28 protein-coding genes are annotated in these 20,272 nt (G+C 47.2%); 19 read left to right on the top strand and 9 right to left on the bottom strand.

All coding sequences use genetic code 11. The features are described from left to right. Positions 1 to 24: 24 nt before the first annotated feature. The 3 genes from G4C92_RS02485 to G4C92_RS02475 all read left to right on the top strand — a co-directional run bounded on the left by G4C92_RS02485 (position 25) and on the right by G4C92_RS02475 (position 3,432). Entirely contained in the window at positions 25 to 1,113 is a 1,089-nt protein-coding gene (locus tag G4C92_RS02485; RefSeq protein ID WP_274941032.1) for a hypothetical protein, read from the top strand. A gap of 39 nt (positions 1,114 to 1,152) precedes the next feature. After that, positions 1,153 to 2,259 carry an MBL fold metallo-hydrolase gene (locus G4C92_RS02480; protein ID WP_274941031.1) on the top strand — a complete coding sequence of 369 codons (1,107 nt, stop codon included), beginning with the start codon at positions 1,153 to 1,155 and terminating at the stop codon, positions 2,257 to 2,259. 519 nt (positions 2,260 to 2,778) lie between these two features. Continuing rightward, positions 2,779 to 3,432, top strand: coding sequence for a hypothetical protein (locus G4C92_RS02475; protein ID WP_274941030.1), 654 nt, complete (start codon positions 2,779 to 2,781; stop codon positions 3,430 to 3,432). Between the two features lie 14 nt (positions 3,433 to 3,446). Here the strand turns inward: G4C92_RS02475 and G4C92_RS02470 are convergent, their stop codons facing one another. Then, positions 3,447 to 4,097, bottom strand: coding sequence for a hypothetical protein (locus G4C92_RS02470; RefSeq protein WP_274941029.1), 651 nt, complete (start codon positions 4,095 to 4,097; stop codon positions 3,447 to 3,449). A 163-nt stretch (positions 4,098 to 4,260) separates the two neighbouring features. Here G4C92_RS02470 and G4C92_RS02465 point away from each other — a divergent pair, with 163 nt between their 5' ends. The 8 genes from G4C92_RS02465 to G4C92_RS02430 all read left to right on the top strand — a co-directional run bounded on the left by G4C92_RS02465 (position 4,261) and on the right by G4C92_RS02430 (position 9,507). Then, positions 4,261 to 4,977: a hypothetical protein gene (locus tag G4C92_RS02465; protein WP_274941028.1), complete on the top strand. Its 717-nt coding sequence runs from the start codon at positions 4,261 to 4,263 to the stop codon at positions 4,975 to 4,977. Positions 4,978 to 5,121: 144 nt separating this feature from the next. Beyond that, the gene (locus G4C92_RS02460; RefSeq protein WP_334299936.1) at positions 5,122 to 5,280 is read left to right on the top strand and encodes a helix-turn-helix domain-containing protein; all 159 of its coding nucleotides are present in this window, start codon (positions 5,122 to 5,124) and stop codon (positions 5,278 to 5,280) included. 3 nt (positions 5,281 to 5,283) lie between these two features. Further along, positions 5,284 to 6,087, top strand: coding sequence for a TIGR04255 family protein (locus tag G4C92_RS02455; RefSeq protein WP_274941026.1), 804 nt, complete (start codon positions 5,284 to 5,286; stop codon positions 6,085 to 6,087). Further along, the gene (locus G4C92_RS02450) at positions 6,080 to 6,592 is read left to right on the top strand and encodes a Panacea domain-containing protein (RefSeq protein WP_274941025.1); all 513 of its coding nucleotides are present in this window, start codon (positions 6,080 to 6,082) and stop codon (positions 6,590 to 6,592) included. The genes G4C92_RS02455 and G4C92_RS02450 overlap by 8 nt, the downstream gene beginning before the upstream one ends. Position 6,593: 1 nt before the next feature. Further along, positions 6,594 to 7,199: a hypothetical protein gene (locus tag G4C92_RS02445; protein WP_274941024.1), complete on the top strand. Its 606-nt coding sequence runs from the start codon at positions 6,594 to 6,596 to the stop codon at positions 7,197 to 7,199. A 176-nt stretch (positions 7,200 to 7,375) separates the two neighbouring features. Beyond that, positions 7,376 to 7,576: a DUF4062 domain-containing protein gene (locus tag G4C92_RS02440; RefSeq protein WP_274941023.1), complete on the top strand. Its 201-nt coding sequence runs from the start codon at positions 7,376 to 7,378 to the stop codon at positions 7,574 to 7,576. 97 nt (positions 7,577 to 7,673) lie between these two features. Then, positions 7,674 to 8,651, top strand: a complete 978-nt coding sequence (locus G4C92_RS02435; RefSeq protein ID WP_274941022.1) for a hypothetical protein — start codon at positions 7,674 to 7,676, stop codon at positions 8,649 to 8,651. A gap of 235 nt (positions 8,652 to 8,886) precedes the next feature. Then, positions 8,887 to 9,507, top strand: coding sequence for a hypothetical protein (locus G4C92_RS02430; protein WP_274941021.1), 621 nt, complete (start codon positions 8,887 to 8,889; stop codon positions 9,505 to 9,507). Positions 9,508 to 9,636: 129 nt separating this feature from the next. Here G4C92_RS02430 and G4C92_RS02425 read toward each other — a convergent pair whose 3' ends face one another. Then, positions 9,637 to 10,170 carry a S24 family peptidase gene (locus tag G4C92_RS02425; RefSeq protein WP_274941020.1) on the bottom strand — a complete coding sequence of 178 codons (534 nt, stop codon included), beginning with the start codon at positions 10,168 to 10,170 and terminating at the stop codon, positions 9,637 to 9,639. Positions 10,171 to 10,523: 353 nt separating this feature from the next. Between G4C92_RS02425 and G4C92_RS02420 the strand changes: the two genes are divergently transcribed. Further along, entirely contained in the window at positions 10,524 to 11,501 is a 978-nt protein-coding gene (locus G4C92_RS02420; protein ID WP_274941019.1) for a DNA-methyltransferase, read from the top strand. Next, complete coding sequence (locus G4C92_RS02415; protein WP_274941018.1) at positions 11,494 to 12,657, top strand: hypothetical protein; 1,164 nt, start codon at positions 11,494 to 11,496, stop codon at positions 12,655 to 12,657. Before G4C92_RS02420 ends, G4C92_RS02415 begins: the two co-directional genes overlap by 8 nt. Positions 12,658 to 13,009: 352 nt before the next feature. On the opposite strand, the gene G4C92_RS15165 is transcribed toward G4C92_RS02415, so the two are convergent. The 6 genes from G4C92_RS15165 to G4C92_RS02385 form a co-directional block, all read right to left on the bottom strand. Beyond that, positions 13,010 to 13,186, bottom strand: a complete 177-nt coding sequence (locus G4C92_RS15165) for a phage head closure protein (RefSeq protein ID WP_408611789.1) — start codon at positions 13,184 to 13,186, stop codon at positions 13,010 to 13,012. 1 nt (position 13,187) lies between these two features. Further along, on the bottom strand, positions 13,188 to 13,439 hold the full coding sequence (locus G4C92_RS02405; protein ID WP_274941017.1) for a hypothetical protein: 252 nt from the start codon (positions 13,437 to 13,439) through the stop codon (positions 13,188 to 13,190). After that, positions 13,436 to 13,672 carry an HNH endonuclease gene (locus tag G4C92_RS02400; RefSeq protein WP_274941016.1) on the bottom strand — a complete coding sequence of 79 codons (237 nt, stop codon included), beginning with the start codon at positions 13,670 to 13,672 and terminating at the stop codon, positions 13,436 to 13,438. The genes G4C92_RS02405 and G4C92_RS02400 overlap by 4 nt, the downstream gene beginning before the upstream one ends. Before the next feature lie 56 nt (positions 13,673 to 13,728). Further along, positions 13,729 to 14,004 (bottom strand): head-tail connector protein, encoded by a 276-nt coding sequence (locus G4C92_RS02395; RefSeq protein ID WP_274941015.1) that lies wholly within the window; start codon positions 14,002 to 14,004, stop codon positions 13,729 to 13,731. 33 nt (positions 14,005 to 14,037) lie between these two features. Beyond that, positions 14,038 to 14,481 (bottom strand): phage major capsid protein, encoded by a 444-nt coding sequence (locus tag G4C92_RS02390; RefSeq protein ID WP_274942043.1) that lies wholly within the window; start codon positions 14,479 to 14,481, stop codon positions 14,038 to 14,040. A gap of 185 nt (positions 14,482 to 14,666) precedes the next feature. Further along, positions 14,667 to 15,332 (bottom strand): VapE domain-containing protein, encoded by a 666-nt coding sequence (locus tag G4C92_RS02385; RefSeq protein WP_274941014.1) that lies wholly within the window; start codon positions 15,330 to 15,332, stop codon positions 14,667 to 14,669. A 36-nt stretch (positions 15,333 to 15,368) separates the two neighbouring features. Between G4C92_RS02385 and G4C92_RS02380 the strand changes: the two genes are divergently transcribed. Both G4C92_RS02380 and G4C92_RS02375 read left to right on the top strand, forming a co-directional pair. After that, positions 15,369 to 16,289 (top strand): recombinase family protein, encoded by a 921-nt coding sequence (locus G4C92_RS02380; protein ID WP_330654870.1) that lies wholly within the window; start codon positions 15,369 to 15,371, stop codon positions 16,287 to 16,289. A gap of 240 nt (positions 16,290 to 16,529) precedes the next feature. Next, positions 16,530 to 16,862 (top strand): hypothetical protein, encoded by a 333-nt coding sequence (locus G4C92_RS02375; protein WP_274941013.1) that lies wholly within the window; start codon positions 16,530 to 16,532, stop codon positions 16,860 to 16,862. A gap of 94 nt (positions 16,863 to 16,956) precedes the next feature. Here G4C92_RS02375 and G4C92_RS02370 read toward each other — a convergent pair whose 3' ends face one another. Beyond that, positions 16,957 to 17,298: a helix-turn-helix domain-containing protein gene (locus G4C92_RS02370; protein ID WP_274941012.1), complete on the bottom strand. Its 342-nt coding sequence runs from the start codon at positions 17,296 to 17,298 to the stop codon at positions 16,957 to 16,959. A 239-nt stretch (positions 17,299 to 17,537) separates the two neighbouring features. Between G4C92_RS02370 and G4C92_RS02365 the strand changes: the two genes are divergently transcribed. The 4 genes from G4C92_RS02365 (at position 17,538) to G4C92_RS02350 (ending at position 19,981) form a co-directional block, all read left to right on the top strand. Further along, the gene (locus G4C92_RS02365) at positions 17,538 to 18,446 is read left to right on the top strand and encodes a DUF6551 family protein (RefSeq protein ID WP_274941011.1); all 909 of its coding nucleotides are present in this window, start codon (positions 17,538 to 17,540) and stop codon (positions 18,444 to 18,446) included. 111 nt (positions 18,447 to 18,557) lie between these two features. Next, positions 18,558 to 19,076 (top strand): hypothetical protein, encoded by a 519-nt coding sequence (locus G4C92_RS02360; protein WP_274941010.1) that lies wholly within the window; start codon positions 18,558 to 18,560, stop codon positions 19,074 to 19,076. Beyond that, positions 19,069 to 19,320 carry a hypothetical protein gene (locus tag G4C92_RS02355; RefSeq protein ID WP_274941009.1) on the top strand — a complete coding sequence of 84 codons (252 nt, stop codon included), beginning with the start codon at positions 19,069 to 19,071 and terminating at the stop codon, positions 19,318 to 19,320. Before G4C92_RS02360 ends, G4C92_RS02355 begins: the two co-directional genes overlap by 8 nt. Position 19,321: 1 nt before the next feature. Then, the gene (locus G4C92_RS02350) at positions 19,322 to 19,981 is read left to right on the top strand and encodes a hypothetical protein (protein WP_274941008.1); all 660 of its coding nucleotides are present in this window, start codon (positions 19,322 to 19,324) and stop codon (positions 19,979 to 19,981) included. Positions 19,982 to 20,272 lie beyond the last annotated feature (291 nt).

Here is a 20,272-nt window from a genome sequence, read left to right as displayed (position 1 = left end):
TATAGAAGAAAGGAAGGTGCGAATGTGGCATTTACAGTGTTGAAAGACGAGAGATGCATCGGATGTTATGGCGCTGGAAAAGTATTTCGCGGCGGAAAGGAAGAGATTGCGTTCGTCTCCGAGACGGAGGGAAATGGAACGATCGATCTGGTGAATCCGGAAACGCTTGAAGTGACTCATGCATCTAAAGGACCAGGCGGCGGAATGAATATTATCCCTATTCCCAAACGAGACGGAGAGTTCCTCTGCATTCAAAAATTCTATCCGGTATTCAAGTCTGAGGAAGCCGTTGTGATCTGGGGATGGGAGGACGACGGAAATTATACGCATAAAGAAGTGCTCCAGCTTCCGTTTGTTCATCGCATCGAACTCCTGACCGTTAGTGGCGAAGATTATCTGTTGTGTTCAACTCTCTGCAAAACAAAAGAATACATTGATGACTGGCGTTACCCGGGCGGCATTTATGTAGGAAAAATCGATTATGAGAACCGCGAAATCACTGATTTCCACATGGTTTGGACAGGGGTTATTCAGAATCATGGATTGACGAAGATCGGGCTCACTGGTGAGGAAGGAGTCTTGATCTCCGGGAAGAACGGAGTGAACCGGCTGATTCCGCCGAAAGAAGGCATTCGAGCGTCTGAGCACATGCTGGAGGATGAAGTGTGTAGCGGGAATAAGGGAGGCGCGGCAGACGGTTGGACGGTTGCAAATGAAATAGATGAGCCGACGAGTGATTGTGTGATTGCTGATATCGATGGAGACGGAGAGATGGAATATGGAACGATCACCCCGTTTCATGGAGAACATTTCAACATCTATAAAAGAATCGGCAGAAAAATGGAAAAAATCTGGACGCTGCCAGGAGAGCATGCTTTTGGACACGCAATCTGGGGTGGCAGGTTGAACGGAAGAAACGCTTTCCTTGTCGGTTATCGGTCAGCCGGTATGGAATTGTATCTGATTGAGATGAAAAACGGGAAGATTACTGCAGACATGGTTGATGAGCACGGCGGTCCGGCAAATGTGACAGTCGTTCATTCGAGTCATGGAGATCTCATTTGTGCGGCGAACCGTCAGAGTGACAGATACACAGTCTATCAGGAGAATTGAGCAAAGTGTCATTTTATCTAAAAGACAGGAGGACGTAAGATGAGTGAAGAAAAAAAGATTGTTATGGACAATGGCGTTGAAAAGACGGATGGACGCGGAATTGTGTCTGGCAAATGGATCCGGACCAATCGCCCGATGACGCGGGAACGCTGGATTCTCGAATCGTTCCCTGAGTGGGGGACCTTCCTTAACCAATGGATTGAGAACTATGAGGTCCCGAAGGGCGAGGTTGCGCTCTGGTGGTGCGGCGGTCCTTCCTGGGTGCTGAAGTCTGATGAAGGTGGCATTTTCCTTATTGATCAGTGGTGCGGCCCGTCTCATTACACGACAATTGATTACTGCGGTGTCTGCAAGCAGAACGGTGCGCCGAGCATGAACTGGCTGAGACTGAATCCGCAGGTGATCGATCCGTTCTCGTTCCACAGAGTCGACGGCGTGTTCTGCACACATGTGCATAACGACCACTGTGACATTTATACTGTCAAGGGAACGATGCAGACGACCGACGCGGTTTATGTCGCACCGCCGGAGACCACCAATCGCCTCAGGGAATTTGAAGTTCCGGAAGACAGGATCGTAACCGCGCATGTCGGCGAGAGCATCAGGCTTCCCGGCGTTGAGGTGGAGTTTCTTTATAATTTCGATGACTGCGCGACGAAGACCGGAGACGGAGCGGATCAGCCGTATGAGGACGTCGCAACTTCGTTTTTATTTAAAACATCAGCTGGAAATATACTTTTCCTCGGCGATACCTGGTACAATGACGCCTATGTCGCGATTGGAAAGAGATACGATATCGATGTTGCGATTTTTGATATTGGCTGGAACGAGCCGGGTGCATTTGACAAGATGACTCCGTATGATGCGGCTCGTCTCGGCAAGGCGTTGCACGCGAAAGTTTTAATTCCGGATCATTGGGAAAATTGGGCGAATTCCAGCGCGGATCCGGATATGCTGATCAATCAGTTCGAGCGTCTTGCGGCAGAGTGCTGCCCGGAATGCAAGACCGTGATCATGCGTTGTGCGGGGCAGTTTAATTATCCGAAGGATCAGGATATCAAGAGATACCGCTATCCGACACAGAGCGAGAACTTCCGCCTCGCATATTCTTCTTACGGAAAGAAGCTTGGGCTTGACGATATGTGAAGATGTGAGTCCTTTTGAATGCGTGCCCAAGACCAGAGATTCTTGCGAGAGTGATCTAAAACGAATTTCATTCAGCGGCTGCCTCTCTATTCTGAGCGGCAGTCTTTTTTCTTTGTATTTCAGAGCTTCTGCTCATATAATAAGGCGTATCTCTATGACTCTTCTGGCATCCCTGTGGGTCGGAAATGCCACTTTTCCTTGTAATCAAGCTGTTTTCTGAGGCTCAGGCTTTCGGTTGGGAAGTGGAATGCGGATATCTGAGCATACGAGGTACACCATATCCATCATGTTCTGGATATTCCGGAATCCATATGCTTTGTGATTATTCCGGACTCCCGGCCCATCCTAGTCGCAGTTCAGCGCAGCCCTGCCACGCTTCAGCTCATTTGATGCAATCCGCAATTCAGCCCATGCTGGCCGCTGATCAGCACAGCCGCAAAGGTTCGTCCTTTTGTTTGTTCCTTCGTTAGAATTACAAGTGGAGCGCAGCTCCAAATCAAACGAAGGGAGGCCAGAAAAATGGCCAGAAAAATGGCCAGAAAAATCAATGTGAAGCTCGTCATGGAGCTTCGGGATGCCGGATTGTCACGAAGTATAATCGCATCCACAAGACACATCTCAAGGCATTCTGTCAGTGAAGTCTTCAACATCGCTGACGAAAAAGGCATTCATTACAATGATGTCCGCACACTTGAGAAATCTGAGGTCTATCGCCTCTTCTATCCGGAGAAGTTCGCGAATGAGACCATGTACGGTGATCCTGACTACGAACATGTACATCAGGAACTAAAACGGGTGGGTGTCACCCTCAAACTTCTCCATGAGGAATACATCGAACGTTGTGAACGTAACGGCGAAATTCCTATTGGCAAGACAAAGTTCAACGAAGGTTATGCCGAATTCACCATTGCCAACCGCCTTACCAACCATATCGAGCACAAGCCTGGAGAACGTGCAGAAGTTGACTGGTCCGGCCCGACTATGCACTACGTAGACATGAACACTGGTGAACTGATCACAGTCTACCTGTTCGTCGGAACGATCCCCTATAGCCAGTATTCATACGTCGAACCGTGCTTGGACATGAAGATGGACACCTTTATCCGGTGCCATATCCGCATGTATGAATACTTTGGCGGCGCTCCGGTTCGAACCGTGTGCGACAACTGCTAATGTGAAGCTTTACATTACAGATTATCAGTAAGGACGTATGTGGGAATGCCCATCATCTGGAAAGTGTGCAGCATACCTATAAACAGATTTTCCTGCCGGGCGTTGGTAAAGAACTCGATTAAACTCATGCCGCAGTGATGGCAGACCATGACAAAGCAGGCAAGCCGGTACGTGTCGTCAGCATTGGTATCTACATCAATAAAGCCCCAGTCCATCTGATAACTTTCGCCGGCCGGAGTGGAATACCGTCGGCCGCGATTGCCCTGCGGAGGAACCAGCTGCCTTTTGGGTGGAATCAGATTTCTGTGTGCCTCGATATAAACGCGTATCTGTGTGATTCCTCCGGTATAAGACTTTTCCTTCAGCCGATCATAAATCACCTGAGCATTTGTAACGTTCTGCCGCAGCAGGTTGTCGATTGTTTCAGTGAACCCAGTAAGGACAGTTTTATCTGCCTTCTGGCCTGTCCGTCCATGGGGACTGACTACAAAATTGTTGTTCTTGAGACGCCGCAGTTTTGCCCGGGAAACTCTCGTAATGCGTTGCATCTCAGCGAGATTGACCTTCCTGATATCGAAATTCGGCCCCATCTTCTCTTTTATTTGATTGAGGCCGTGTGTTATGATTGTCTGAAGGTCATTGCCATTCATATCTTCCTTGTTCATTGATTTTGTCAGCTGGTGCATTGGTCATCCACTAGCTTAGTCAGAATCCGGAAGACTGGCAATGGCTTTTTTAATCCGATGATCAGTGGCTAATTTAATCCGATGATTTTATTGGCTAAAAAAGCCCGATGATAACAACGTGTGGAAGTGGGCAGGACGGGCAATGCTTATCGCAGGCCTGATCGGATGTATTATGGTCGCTGTTCCTGGCGCAAAAAGCAACATATCCAAGCGGATTACGGAGCAATTCCAATTCTCCATTTCAACTGTGGCTGTTGATGATAAGACGATCATCGACGGTGAATGCTTCCTGTATGCCGGGGCGACACCTGACTATACTATCTTTATTGGTGGTGCTCCGGCAATCACAGTCGTTGATGGTGAGAATTTCAGAGCGGAAGCCGAGGTAAGTGGAAAAGCTGAAGTTCAGATCAAGTTCCGGGGCTTCCCGGTCATGCCAACAGGAGTCTGGATCAACGGAGAGCAGATTGAATATGTTGCCGGGGAGGAGCCGGTAATCAAAGGACTGCCGGAGAGTACGGTACTGAAAGCCTGGAATGAGGAATATGATACGCTTGTCTATCAGGACGGAGAGCGTCTCCTCTGGCTGATCGGCACAGAGGTAGATAAGAACACCGAAGTCATCTATCACATCCATACGGACGAGCCGGAGAAGCTGCCGGAAATAAGAGTGCAGTACGGATTCTATAATCGAGGATTCAGGGCAGGCACTGAACGGGCAGAAAATGAGCTGGAAAGCATTGACCAGTACCGCGTCTTTGAGCGGGAGATTCCAGAGGGGTATAATGTGACTGCGATTGTAGTCGGCTTCAACACAGACGGCACGATCACATGGACGGAGAGCTTTAGAATCGAGTAGCATAAGCTTGCCTATGATAAGTCCTAAAAAAATAGGCTTGACGCACATGTATGTGGGATTTATACTACTGGCAGTGAGGTGCTTATGAGAACAGTTTCTTATGATCCATTGTGGAAAACGCTTATTGATCATCATATGAATAAAATGGAGCTGAAAGAAGCTGCGGGTTTGTCAAAGGGCACAATTACAAAAATGGGCAAAAATGAGTCTGTCACAGTTGATGTGCTGACACGTATCTGTAATGCTTTGGATTGTGATGTATATGATGTCCTGGAAATAAAAAAACACGGGGAGGAGGCGTAAAGAATGGAAAGAACTATAGAGAGAAAACAGTTGAAGAAGAACTTCCTGAATGAGATCATTATGCGCCTTGATTTCCAGGGTGTTCTTCAAGCAGAGATGGAAAAGGTTGTTCTTGAAGCGAAACCTTATTTGAAGGGAAAGTTATTTAATCGCTATAACGAGAATATCAATAATCAGGCAATTATAGAGGGCACATCGGTAAAGGAAGCTACAAGCCAGATAGAGTATTGCTTCACCGCAGAAACAACTGGTTATACGCTGAAGCTTTCTAACACAAGTATCATTTTGAGCGTAACAACAGCAGGATATTCTCCTTTTGAAGAGTACTCGGAAATATTTTCTCATATAGCTGCTATCTACCAAGAGAAGATTGATTTCTTTACAGTAAAACGGTTCGGACTCCGCAAGATTAATTACTGCTTTGTAAAACGGATGGAGGATATCGAAGAGTACTTTGATCCGAGGTATTATTGTTGCCATGAGCCTATTGAGGGATATGGCACCATGGCGATTAATAGAACTTCTCAACTTACAGATGGTAAGAAGAACCTGAACTTAAAGTTCGCAGTTGATCAAGGCGAGATTGAAAAGGAAGCATATTATAGAGTCACTTTGGATGCTGATATTTACTCTTTGGATGAAGAGACCATCACGTCAATTATTGAAGATCAAGAGCAAATGATGGCAACCAACGAAGTACTTTTCAAAGTGTATTGTGGTGTAATCGCTGAACCTCTCTTTAACATTTTGACATCTGATGAAGATACCGTTCCTGATGGATTGGCTGGTATAGAGAACAATGAGTAATATAAGATATGGGGATTTCAAACCCAGTTATAACGAAGAAAAACCAAACATTACTCAGCCAGAGCTTTTTAAACGGAGAGGGGATATCTTTGACCTTGCAGATGCTTTCCTGAGTATAGAGTCCATGACCCATAAAAAGCTACAGAAGCTTTGCTATTATGCTAAAGCATGGTATCTTGCGCTCTATGATGAGAATTTAGTGAATGAAGCATTTGAAGCATGGGTTCACGGCGCAGTCCAACCGGATCTCTATCAAAAATATAAGCCATATGGCTTTAGCTACATTCCCCGTGTGTTGAACACAAAGGATATTCCTGAAGAATTCCTGGACTTTGCAAGGCAGATTTATTCTTCATACGGTGATCTCGACGGGGATGACTTGGAACGCCTTAATCATACCGAAATGCCGTGGCTCAAGGCACGCGGGAACTTGAAGCCTTGGCAAAACTGTGAGCGAGTGATCAGTGAAGATGATATGAAGGAGTACTATCGTTCTTTGATGTAATATGTGTACAACAGCTAGCGTTATCCCGAGACCGAGAAAACAGACAGGTTCGAGTATTCCAACAGCTCGAAAAGCTTTTCAAGCCTCTGATACTGTGGTGTTCTCGTTTGAGGCATATAATAAAACGGAATACTTTAATCTGGATGGTACCTGTCAGAATTGGGCAGCAGAACTCATGGATATGATGCAGGATGTTTCTACACACACGGTTGTAGAACTGACAAGTGGAAAATACAGCAAGTATCGTGTTCATGATCATAGGAATGTAAAAAAATGCCCCTCTCCGCTTCCAGATGGTGTAGCCTTGAAAGATATGTACCAAATTCGAATCAGTAAATCTAAAGGTGGCATCCATGGCGTTTTCAGAGAGAACACATTTTATGTGATCTGGCTTGATCCGCTCCACAATATGTATCCTGATGATAGATATGGGGGACTTCGAAAGGTACGCGAAACCAGTACGTGTTGTAAGGATCGTGATGAAGAGTTACTACAGTTACAAGGAGAATTGGAAAAAGCGCGGAATGAAGCAAAGGAATGGGAACAATTAGCGCAGGAGTTTGCCGGAGAACATGACTTTGCAGTTCACGCATCCAACTCAAAATAAGAAATTGTTCTGAGCCTCCCTTAAAATGCTCGCCCACCTGAATTATTTCAGAAGCCAACGCCCTGAGAAACGCCGGGAAGGCTAACGAAGCGAGATGGGGTTTGTAAGTGCGTAGGGGTCCAGGTTGTCAACAGGCAAATCATTATCCACTCCCGAGAAAGGAGGCGCATCAAGCAATGGAGAAGAAGTACCAAGTTTTTATCTCTTCAACATTTAGGGACTTGAAGACGGCTCGTCTTAAAGTGCGCGATGCCATCCTTTCAATTTATCATTTCCTCGTGGGTATGGAAATGCTTGGTGCGGCTGATGAAGATCAATGGCAAATAATCAAAAAGGATATTGATGAATCTGATTACTATGTTCTGATTATTTGGTAAGTGCTTCGGCTCGGAGGTTCCAGGCGAAGGGATCAGCTATACACAGAAGGAATTCAGATATGCAGTCAGTCAAGGTATACCAGTTCTTGCCTTTCTTATGAAGGATGAAGCTCCTGTCAAACCCACATTCCAGGAAACTGAAAAAGACCGTATTAAGAAGCTCAAAGATTTTAGGACAGAAGTATGCGATCACAGAACTGTTGATTGGTGGAGTAATCCGGATGAGTTGGCTGGAAAGGTCATCGCAGCGCTGACACGGCAAATGGCCAGGAAACCCCGTTTTGGTTGGGTACGAGCTTCTGAGTTTAGTATTGAGAAGAGTCATGCTGAGTTCCTTGAGTTAACTGAAAAGGTTCGTGCTTTGGAAGAGGAAAACGCGTCATTGCGAGAGAAGACAGGAGATAAGCGAGAACCGAAGCTTGTTATCGAAACACTGTCACCTGTAGTTATCAATGCTACAGATCCTGAGCAAACTCCGGATCTTAAGAATTGGTACAGAAAACTTGGGAAAGAAGATGCCGAACGATTAAACGTCTCAGTGTCTACATTAACCCGTTATAATCGCAACCTGCCTTCCGAATCGGAGATAGAGGAACTATCAGAAGATCTTCAGACAAGAGCTAAGATAATGGCTGGTTTTTCTTGGCTTGATCTGATTATTCGTAATAATGGGACCAGTAGGGCAACCGATATAACAATAGACATTGAAGTTCCAGAGGGCTTAAGCATCTATGAAACATTAGATTTACCGATGCTCACTGAACTCCAGTTGCCCAAACATGAGATCAGAGGCAAAGAAATATATCTAGAAGGACTTCGTGCGCGCGAAGCAGGAGAAGAATTTCCTGAGCGACTGATCAGCTTACAGGGTATAAATGGCTGGGATATTTCAGAGAATAAAGCTGAAATAACTATTGACGAGATACGACACTATAGCGCTAAGAGGTGTATAGAGTTTTTTGTCGTCGGGAATGAAGTCGGGACATACACGTTGAAATGCAGTATCATGTGCGCAGAGTATACTGAGCCGAGTATACAAGAATTAACTGTTGAAGTAGTGAAGAAGCCGGTCTGATCCGGCTTTCTTTTCCAAGTAACTGTATAGAATAACATGTGTAGGAGAACACGGGTTGATAACCTGAAGTAGAAAGGAACGAGTTTTATGAGTCACAAGAAGATAACTGACCCCGAAGGCTCGATGGAGGAACTCATCGCCCGAGCTGTGAAAGCGGCAAAAGCTCCGTTCGTTCAACTCCAGCCGTAGTTCTGAACTACCGTCCCTTCGTTCTGTCGCAGAGCAGCTCGGTACAATGGTAATCAGGACAAGGAAACTGCTGATCACTGCAGATTATTTCTCATCCCCGACTGCCACAATTGTGCAGCGTATGAAAAGCGAGGGGAAGACCATAGAGGAGATTAGAGCAGCGCTCCGCCTTAAACCCGCCGCCGTCTATGGCTATCTTCCATATGAGAATCTTGCATACAACCTGCTGCAGACGACCAGCATTGCAGATCGGCACAGGAGGTACAGAGCGACGAAGAAGATGAAGGTGGTGGTAGACACAGGCAGCATAGAGAAGATCACGGCTGCGCTCTGGCAGTGTGTGTGCATCTTCTCCGGCTATCCATTTACCACATCTGGACGAGGCACAAGCCCCGGTGTGGAATACACTTATCAGGTCAGTCGTAAGGGTGGTTCAGGCGGTCGACATTATGACGGGTATTCTATCCCTGGCTATGGTAACGAGCTGTGGATTGTAAAGGACGGCGAGAAACGGGAAAAGAGCATAAGCCGGAGTTCGGTCGAGCTTGGATTCCAGAAATACCTAGAAGTGATAGAGAAAGATGGAACTGTAACAGGGCCGAAAAAACTCGGTGTGTTCGGCGCATCATATTTACTGCCGCTGTTCCAGAGGTTTTACAAGCCGTAAGGCTTTTTTTTAGGCAAGTGGGTAGAATGACATGGGTTAGTATATAAAGAAACGGGGATGGTCAACAGCGGCCATCCCCTTATTTTTTGCCCTTTTTGAAATTTGACTTTCTTTGTCCTTTTGCCCTTTCTATTCCCATCCATCAAGGTTGTGCTCTTCATTGAACTCCCGGATCTCATCGACAAACAGGTCTTCCAGGATGCCGCGATCCTCTTTACTTGCGCGGTCAGAGGAGTGTACGGTGCCCAGGACAATGCCACGAATGACGAGTGTATTATGCTCGTTCTTCTCAGGATAGGCATACCGGGGATCGGGATTGACAGAGTAGAGGGTATAGTCATCGTCCACGCGCTTGATGACAGCGCCGTCATCGGTATCCACGATAACATCTTCTCCAGGTGAAGCGGCGGAGGCTTCTTTGTAGTAGACATCATCGCCATCAAGATAAACCGGCTCCATGCTGTGCCCATTGACCCGCGCAATGCCATCGGCGTACTTGTTGACATCATTCTTCCGAAGAAACGTGTAGGTCGGAGGCTCTTCCGGGACGTAGTCTCCTGTGCCAGCAGCCAGGGTGCCGGGGCGCACAAGGAACAGCTCGAACGTCTCCTTCATCATCTGATCCTTTGCCATCAGCTCTTCATCGACCATGGTGCTGATCATTTTGTCTACGACTTTTCGGCTTGTGGGAGAAAGATTCCGGAGATTGTTAACGACCCGATCCTCCAGATCGCTGAGGGCAGTTTGCGCCTGCATATGGAAAAGATCATGGATCTGGATGTTAAGTAAAGTACACAGTTCCGGGATGAGATTGTAATGAATTGTACCCCTTGTCAAGGACGCAAGAGATTTTAGTTGCCCCGTTTTTTAGACAGCTATACTAAAAGATAAAAGAAGAAATTCACAGATTGTCTATTAAGAAAGCAGCGGGTTTATAGTATAATGCAATATGTGTAATTATGTCCAGTGAACAATACGCTTACATTATATGAAAAAGAGGAGCTACCACTATGCCAATGGAAAAAGCAGGACGGAATAAAACCATAGATATTTCCGTTGAAGAAGGTCAGCAGTACCTTGAAAGATGCATTTCAGTAAATAAAAAAGTCGAATTATCCGACATTCTTGATAGAACTATTTTAGGCGATTGCTTTGAAGTCATGCCGTATCTTCCTACAGGATTTGTTGACTTGCTGGTTGCAGACCCGCCGTATAATCTTGACAAGAATTTCAACGGCAAGAAGTTCAAGAAAACAACGGATGAATTATACATCGAATATACTGAAAGTTGGGTTGAAAAAATAATACCTCTCCTCAAGCCGAATGCAACAATATATGTGTGCTGTGATTGGCAGTCAAGTTCCGCTGTCGGAACAGTGTTAAAAAGGCATTTCAACATTCAGAACCGCATTACATGGCAAAGGGAAAAAGGACGCGGTGCTTTAAGTAATTGGAAAAACGGAATGGAAGATATATGGTTTGCTACAAACTCAAAATCATATACCTTTAATGTGGAAGATGTGAAGATACGCCGTAAGGTAATAGCTCCGTATAAAGTTGACGGGAAGCCTAAAGACTGGGAAGAAACGGCAGCCGGAAATTTCAGAAATACATACCCGTCAAATTTTTGGGATGACATTTCTATTCCGTATTGGTCAATGCCCGAGAACACTGCACACCCTACGCAAAAATCAGAAAAGTTGCTTGCAAAGCTGATACTTGCAAGTTCTAATCCCGGTAACATAGTGTTTGACCCGTTTTTAGGTTCGGGGTCAACGTCTGTAACTGCAAAGAAATTAAACCGACATTTTTCCGGAATAGAAATAAACGAACAATACTGCGTGTGGGCAGAAAAAAGACTTGAAATGGCAGAAACAGACCGCACAATTCAAGGTTATGCCGATGGGGTCTTTTGGGAACGAAATACCGCCGCATTGCAGAAAAAATCAAACAATGCACAATTGACGTTGCAAGATTGGAGCGAAAATGTATAATCGTGACGCTATTAACAGACTTGTTGCCTATATACAACACTTTGACGGCATTGGCGACAAAGAAAAGCTTTCATCCATGGTCAAGAAAGAATTCAATCTTGTTCAGGATAGAAAGGTGTTCTATTCTCCTGATTTTGCTATAAGGTTCAGCAAAGCAAAAAGCAAACGAATGAGTAATACTGTATTATCGTTGTCAGCATTACAGAAATACGATGGTGAACCGTTTATAGTTTGCGTTGTAACGCCTGATACCAACTATTTGATGTTGGCCAACTCCACTTTTTTGAAGAAGATTAGCCATTCTTCACAGGAATTAAGAATCGACAATATACGTGGAAGTTTCAACGGTAGCGATATTATGCTTGAATATGACTCTATTGATAATGCGCCGGATAACTTTCAAAGGTTATTTGCATATCATGCCGGACTGTCATTTCAAGATAATCTTGAACGTTTAGTTGAAAGCACAAACGACATAGTAGGCCGCAATTTGAAATTTCCTGTTTCTTCTATGGAAGAACGCAATATCCTTTTATCAGTGGATAGGGCAGAACGCTTTTTGCAGTCTCCGGAATATGTTGATTTGAATAATGACCTTGATAGTAGAGTATCACGGGTTCAAGGCGAAATTGCTATTGCCGCATTCATTGATAATGTCAATATGCGCGGTCGGGTTATTGAATATCTCATTACGGATGATGGGTCTACTTTGAAGGACAAAATCATTAACGCCCTGCATTCTAGTTCACCGTTGCCAATTTTCAAGACGGAAGATAAACTTGGGGATTATTCAAAAACATATCCGTCCTATATTACTGAAACGGACATAAAGACAAAGGTTCTGTTTTTAGACGGGAACCCCAAAGCTTACAACATTGACAAGCTGCTTGAATTCTTGTCCACACAAAAATCGGTTTACATGATTTACTTGCTTGGAATAGACGAAAACAAGAATATTGTCGCCCGTTTGGTTTCTGCGTTCGATGATAGATTGATAGGTGCTACAAACCTACAACAGCATTGGGCAGGAAGAAATTCAAGGGGTGTTGCACAATTTAACGGAAAAGCGCTTGTTTCAATTCTTGAACAGGTTAATGGTTCGTCAATCAATCACTATGAAGCACAGGCATTCTTAAAACAGTTGATTGATAGATAAAAGGCGGTGTCATTATGTCGAAACCTTTTCATGTGATTGCAACGCCGGACGAAAACGGTTATACCGTTACCATCCCTGAAAACTCGAATGTTTCCGCCCGCTGCGCGGATGCTGCCGAAATTGTGCCGACAGCGACGGCCGCAATGGAACAGGACGAACAGAACAGGCATGAAAAAACCGCTGTCTGTCCGAAATGCGGAAAGACATATACAGGTTATCCGGCAATGTCGCGGGCAGACAACAAAACGGAAATCTGACCGGAATGCGGAACCCGTGAAGCGTTGGACGCTGACGGGGTTGACAAAGCAGAACAGGACATAATAATAGCAGAAATTCAGAAAGCGGCGGGCGTTTAAGCCTGCCATTTGCAATATAAGGTCAGATCGCTTTTGTAGCCCTCGAAAACGTCCACGCGGACGATATTATACTTTACGCCTTTATACAGTATCACGTTTTCGGTCGTTATGTCCGTGCGGTAATTGATAACAAACATAACTTCTTCCGTGGACTGTGTGGTCACTCTGTAAATCTCATTCCCGGAAAGCTGCCGGAAATACGCCCATACCGTTGCAATAGTCGCGGTTTCCTTCTTTCATAAGCTGCAATAACGCAAGCTGCGCGGGAATATATGCCTGTGTAAATGCGGCGCTTTCTGAGTCAAGGCAGCATTCCCGTTCCGCCTCTAAATCCAACTGTTCGCGGAACCTGCGCACGGTATTGTAAAGGGTGACAATAGCGCGTTCACGTTCTGCGTGATATGCTTCTTTCAAAGACTGTTTCATTGCTTTCTATTTCCTTTCTGAATAATGTTTCCGGTTTCATCAAAGGCAAGCCCCGCCGTTGCGCCGCCCTGTCCGAAATGCTCCGCGTTGTGACAGTTCATGCAAAGGGCTTCAAGGTTGCCGGGATTTAGTGATATTTCCGGGTCAAGCACGTTTTCAGCGGTCAGGTATATTTTATGATGGGCGATTTCGGCAGGCTGTCCGCAACGTTCACAAATGTAATGTTTTGACATAAGGAACGCTTTGGACAGTCGCCGCCATGCTTTCCCGTGGTAGAACTGCGCCCGCGTCATGCCTGCGCCCGTTCCGCCGACAACGCTTTCAAAAGGCTGTCGATAACCCTTTGCAGCTTGTCCGTTTCGGCATTATCGCCGTAATACCATAATTGAAGCAGGAACCGCCCCGCCGCCTGCGCTAAGGGGGAATATTCCTCGTTTACTGCCGTGTAACCCGTTGTCGCTTCAAGATAGGGCGGGACAGCGGACAGCAAAGCAAAAATCATTGCGTCGTTGTCGCTGGCGTCTATCCGTAAAATGTCGCGGGCTTCTTCAATCGTGAAAATCATTTTGCTTTGCCGTCCTTTCCGGGCAAGGCGGCATTACGCCGCCTGTACCTCTACTTTGACGAACTCGCCCGGAACAATGGGCTTGCCGTCCGCGATGCACAACGCCCGGTAATCAATCAGGCCGCTTGTAAAGCCGCTTTCGCGGGAAACCTCGATTGCCACGCCCTGCGGGATGTTCACGCCGTAATAGCGAAAATTCCCGAAAAGGATTGTTCCGGCGGGGATATTGTCGTCAAGTACGATTTCAAAACCGAACAGACGACGAACGCCGCCGCGCTCCGGGTCAGTGAAGAAATAACGGTTTTCGCCGTCTTTGAGCGGGTACACGCTGCCGAACAGGGTTGCCGTGGACATTGCGAACTTTGCCCCGCCCGCATATCCGGCAGGCAGCAGGGCGACGGCTGCAAGCAGGTTGTCGGCGGTCAGTTCCGTTGTCTGAATGCGGTTTTTGTTGTTCCACGTAATGCCGGACAGAATGCCCGTGGGCTGTCCGTTGCCCGTGCCGGAAACAATAGCCGCGCCGATTGCGTCCGCAATGCAGCTTTTCCTTTTCCATTTTCACCTGCGCCGGATTGACAAGCGACGTAAATTTCAGAACGCCGCGAATGCTTGTTCCGTTTTTTACGCTTGCTGCAATGCCCTGTGTCAGCGTTTCCGCCGTGTCAAGCAGGGGGGAACAACGGCGCGTTCCCGTCGCCTAACAGATCGTTAGTCAGGAAATGCCGCCGCAAGTGGACTATATCGGCATAGGGGAATAAAACCTGTCTGCCGTCCGGGAACAGGCAGTCAAGGTATAACGCGCCGTCTGTACCGGGGACGAACTCGACGCTTTGCGGGGTGATCAGGTAAACCGCCGTAATTCGCCCGCTGTCGTCGCGGGCAAGCAGCAGGAACGCATTATTGTTGGAAAGGCTGTTCAGGCGTTCAACGTCGATATTTCCAACGTGAACCGTCCAAAAACGGCAGCTGCCTGTTTCGTCATTCAAGAATTCTTCCGGGTTTACTGTCGCGCAAAAACTTGTCCGGCGCGGTCTGCGCACGGCTGCGCGGGCATAAGGCAGTTGGTACATATCACGGGCGGCAGTCAGGAACGCTTTCTGCGCGGATTGCTCCCGCTTCAATATGCTGTCCAGTTCGCCCAATTCTGCAATCAGACTGCCCGTTGCCTGTATGATGGTATCTTTGTTATCGGTATTGATGCTTACACCCTCGGAAAACCAATCTGCTTTCAGGGCAATAACCGCAAAGAAACTTGTCTTTCCTATGCCTTGATTGCCTTTCAGGGTCAGAACGCCGTCAGCGCCCGCCGGGTTGTCGTCGTCATTCAATGCATGGCTTACTGTTTGCCATAACTATTTAATGACATCCCCAGGTTCTCCCGAAATGTCGGCAACTGCCAGGAATACGTTGACCGCCTGAAAGCAAACAATGTGACGGTCATCTTTGAAAAGGAGAACATCCGCACGGATGACCCGACCAGCAATTTCCAGCTTGCACTGCTGGGAGCAATCTCCCAGGATGAAAGCAACTCCATCGGCCTGAACCGGCGCTGGGCTTATCAGCAGAGGTTTGCAAACGGAGACTATAACATCGGCAGCAACCGGATTCTCGGGTATGACGGTGTAGATGGAAAGCTGGTGCCGAACCAGGACGCCTGGATCATCCGGGAGATCTTTGAACGGTATGTTGCCGGGGAGAGCTATTCCGGCATCTGCAGAGCATTGTCTGAGAAAGGAGCGAAGACCCTACGCGGTGGGAAGTTCACTGTTGAGGCAGTTCGCTACATTCTGAGCAATGAGACCTACGTCGGCGATAAACACCTCATGAAGCAGCCGCCGACAGATTACCTGACACACCAGCCGATGAAGCGCCACGACTACAAGGATTACTACCTGACCGATGATCATGAAGGCATCGTCAGCAGGGAGTTGTGGGATCAGGCGCAGGCGATCAAGAAAGGCTTTAAGGACAATCTGAAAAATGGAATCATCGGAGCCGGTGAGCACCACTTCCTCTACGGAAAAGTATTCTGTGGAGAATGTGGTGCTCCTTTTGTACGCAGGACCTTGAAGACGAAGGGTGGCGTCTACTACAAAGCCTGGAACTGCCGGGAACGGCAGAAGGGTCAGAAAGGGAATGGCTGCCGCTGCAGGTTGATCAGCGAGGAGAGCCTGATTGCTGAAATCGTGAAAGCTCTCGGATGGGAGACCATGGATGAAGGCAGGTTCAACCGGGAGGTGAGTCGGGAGCTGGTAAGCGATGATGATGTACAGGTCGAGTGTTAATGCGAATGCCCGCTGAGATTGCTGCGAAAGTGATCCGGCGGGCTCTTTTTTGCTTATGCCAAGGTTTTCTCCTAATGGAAAGATGCTCCTAAAAACAGCACAATATTAGGAGAAAAGAGTTGCAGAACCTGGTACTGGTAAAGTCTAACTATACAGTATCTTTCTTCTTTCCCTATTGCAATGTGCAGCATCTTCATTTATTCTCTGGTCTTGAAAAACAGGAAAGGGGTTCGGGCACATATGACCAACAAGTACGATTTCAACGCCTATGATACGGCGATCGCATTGATCCTCACCAGATACCTGAGCAGTACGGGAGAAGTGAAGAAGGAACTGGGCAGAGTAGTCGGTACCGGCACAATTGATGGCGCTGCGCTTGCCGATCTCCTTGACAGGGCTACTGCCTGGGCCGAGGACGGTCTTAGACCCAGTGATGACCCGAAAACGGAGAAACTGATGGATGCGGTGAAGATGGTGCTGGACGGCTTCTCAGGGAAATGTTATGTTCAGAGCATGGAAGTAGGATTCTGCCAGTTCCTGGACGATTTCTACAACGATCGGATCGCACAATAAAACTGAAAACAAATAAACTGCCTGTGTGAGACAGACAGCACCCAGCTGTGAAAACGGGTGCCGCTGCCGACTTACACGGGCAGTTTTTTATTTGCTAAATTCCGAGACCGTACAGGATTTTCTTTAATTCCGCTACGGTCTTTGTCAGTACCTGCTCCTCAATCTTGTTGCAATCAAGGAGCAGTCGATGAATCTCCGAGTCCGCTGTGGAGATCGGATGTTCAAGGCTGTCGACGAGTAGATCATCAACCGAAATGCCGAGGGCATTAGCGATGTCCACCACAGTGTCGAGACTGGGATGCTTGCTCCCGTTTTCGTATCGATTGATATTTTCGCGGGCAAGACTAAGCTTCTCAGAGAGTAGTTCTTGAGTAAAGCTCTTTTCTTCTCGGAAGTGCTTTATGCGATCGCCGAGCTGATTGTAGTTTACGGGCATATATAACCTCCTTTGAATGCCCGCATAAGCCATACGTGTATTACCTCTGATCTATGCACATAGCAACTTATACTTTGGAAAAATATGATCAAGACCACCACATTCCACACTCCCTACTATAGTGTGGTCTTAAGCGAAAAAGAAAACGGATCGGGCAACAGAAAACGGCAAAGACCAGCTCGCCCGGAGTCTTATCCGGCTGGAAGGCGAGATTGATGAATTATTGGGAGTAATGGGATATGGACGAGAGTATGTTGACAGAGAGACAGAAACGCTGCATACCGGATGTGACGTTTGAACTGATACCGATCCGGAACCTGGTATCGAACCAGGATTATCAGCGCCCGCTTTCGGAAGGGCATATCCGGAAAACGGTAGAGGAATTTGACATATATCAGATTAACCCGGTTAAGGTGAGTCGCCGGGACGGGATCAATTTTGTTTTTGACGGTCAGCATACGGTTGAAATCGTCGCTTCTGTGTCCGGCTCCCGGGATACGCCGGTTTGGTGTATGGTGTATGAAATGCAGTATACGGAGGAAGCGCATACTTTTGCCAACCAGCAGAAGCATGTCAAGAGCCTTGTGCCGTACGAAACCTTCAAGGCGCATATCGAGGCTGGCGATCCGAAACAGATGATGATCAAATCCATCGTGGAGTCCTATGGGCTAAGGGTGACCAGCACGCAGCAGCTGAATGGCGTATGTGCCATTTCAACACTGGAAAAAATCTACGATAAATATGGTCAGGCAGTGATGGACAGCGCACTTCGTCTTGCTGTAGGGACATGGGAGGGTGAAGCGAATTCCCTTTCAGGCAATATGCTGATGGCGATTGCCCGTATCCTTGTGGCCTATGGCGATTCACTCAAGGAAGATGTGTTCAAGGACCATCTGGGTCAGGTGTCTGTGAAGTCCATCATCCGCACGGCCAAGGAACGTCGGCCGGGAGCTATGGGCTTTGCGGAGGCAATGATGATCCAATACAATTTGAAAAACAAACGAAGGCTTTCCTTGAGAACGCTTTACGGCGCAAAAGACATGACCTTTGAAGAGACAGATGATGGCAGCGAGGATACGGAAACGGCTGAACAGCAGGTTGAAGGGGTAGGAACTGCTGCAGAGGAAACAGGCCCAGACAATGCATGATGAAAATGAAGAGTGGCCTTTGCCTGGGTTATACCACAGGTTCAATGACAGGGAGCAACCGGCGGCGTGTTACGATTGATAGAAATTATCTGACAGTGAGGTGTTGAAGCGATGGAAGATAGGCATGCAGATAATCCTATAAAAATCCCAGAAATATCTGCAGATGAATTTCGTGCATGCGAGGATCAGGATGATTTCCTCCGGCGATACGGGAATCCTGTTATGATTCGCTCCAACGGACAAAGGGACGTCGTCTGTATGGCGCGTGAGTACTATGAACGCTTAATGCAGGAAAGAGATCTGTTCATAGAGGATGAAAACATTAAGTACTGGATCTACGAGTTTGAAGCTTCACAGGAGAAAAAACTGGAACTGGAACGTGCAGCCGCCAAATGCTGCATGACGCCAGACGAATTCTTTGAGGCGACAATAGAGGCCGGACTAAGAAAGGCGGAAACAGATTCAGAAGGTTCCGATAGACAATATCGGGAACAACCACAGGAGACAGAGCGTGTGGGCATTCGGCTGGTTCGTTTTTATCCGGTCTTTAAAGGCGAAACCGAAGCTCAGGCATTGAAACGAAAGCTCGCAGAAGAAGCCGCTGAAGGAGTTGATGATAAACATGTCTGAAGAAACGATGCAGAATTATCCCGAAGAACGCGCATTAGACGGAGTTTATTTTCGGACGAAAAGAAACGGCCGCTGGCGAAATATCTGCTTCAGCGATCTTACAGAAGATGAGAGGGAAGAAGTCACAAAAGGGCGTACTACAGAATGGCTGACTGGCCTTGCTTTCAGACTGGCGGATGTCCTTCACAAGATTGGGGATCAGCTCGATATTACAGCAAAAACTCCGGAAGAGGAGGAAGAATAGAATGTCGGAGAAAATGCTGGTAACGCAGGCGCTGGATGAGCGCGACCTGCTTGTTAAGAAGATCGGCGATAAGATTCAGAAGATCCAACTGGTAGATACCAAGAAACGAAATGAAGAAAAGACGGTCGCAGCACATGTGACCACGGAGGAATATGAAAAAGCAGCTTCGGCGGCGTATCAGCAGATCATGGATCTGATTGACCGTTATCAGCGCATCGATGCAGCGATTGTGGCTTCAAATGCGGCGACCACGATAAAGACAAGCTACGGTGATTATACTGTCGTCAGTGCCATTGCTCTGCGGAACCGCCTTCGGGAGACAGGAATCTATGACGCAAAAGCAAATTTCGAGGGGCTTCTGATAAACCAGATGGAGCGTCAGTATCAGGCGGCTGTGCAGGCGGCGGAATTTAAGAACAGGGGACTGGAATCACAGGCGGAAACCATGCGCCTCAGTATCCTGGGAAAGGACAGCAAGGTAAAGGATACGAAGCCATTGGAAGTGGTGGATGCGTATATCCGCGAGAACACGACAGAGGTTATTGACCCGCTGGAAAGCCAGAAGAAAATGCAGGAGCTGAAGGAGAAGATCGATACGCTGCTGACGGAACTGGATACACAGATCAAGGTATCCAATGCGACCACAACCATAGAATTCTGATGATCATGCCTGCCATACGAAAGCTCTGAACCCGCTTTCCCCGCAGAGGGGTTATTCTGCAAATGGGCTTGCCCGTCGCCCCAGTACGGGCTCCTGAAGACTCTCTGCAACAGAGTCGTTAAAGCCGTTAACAATAGTTCAGTGGATTGAACGCATGACCAGTTATCATGAAGCGCGGGTCCGAATCCCGCCTGTGTAAAATGGCTTACACAAGAATCAACTGTTTTGTGTGAACTGTGCTTTGTGAACCGGAAACCGTCAACGATCAAACCAATTAACTGTGAAAGGACA

Origin of the sequence: Chordicoccus furentiruminis (genome assembly GCF_019355395.1) — a bacterium.
GTDB classification, from domain to species: Bacteria; Bacillota; Clostridia; order Lachnospirales; family Lachnospiraceae; genus Chordicoccus; species Chordicoccus furentiruminis.
Note: the sequence above shows the minus strand (reverse complement) of the source record. Positions and strands in the feature narration are given on the sequence as shown.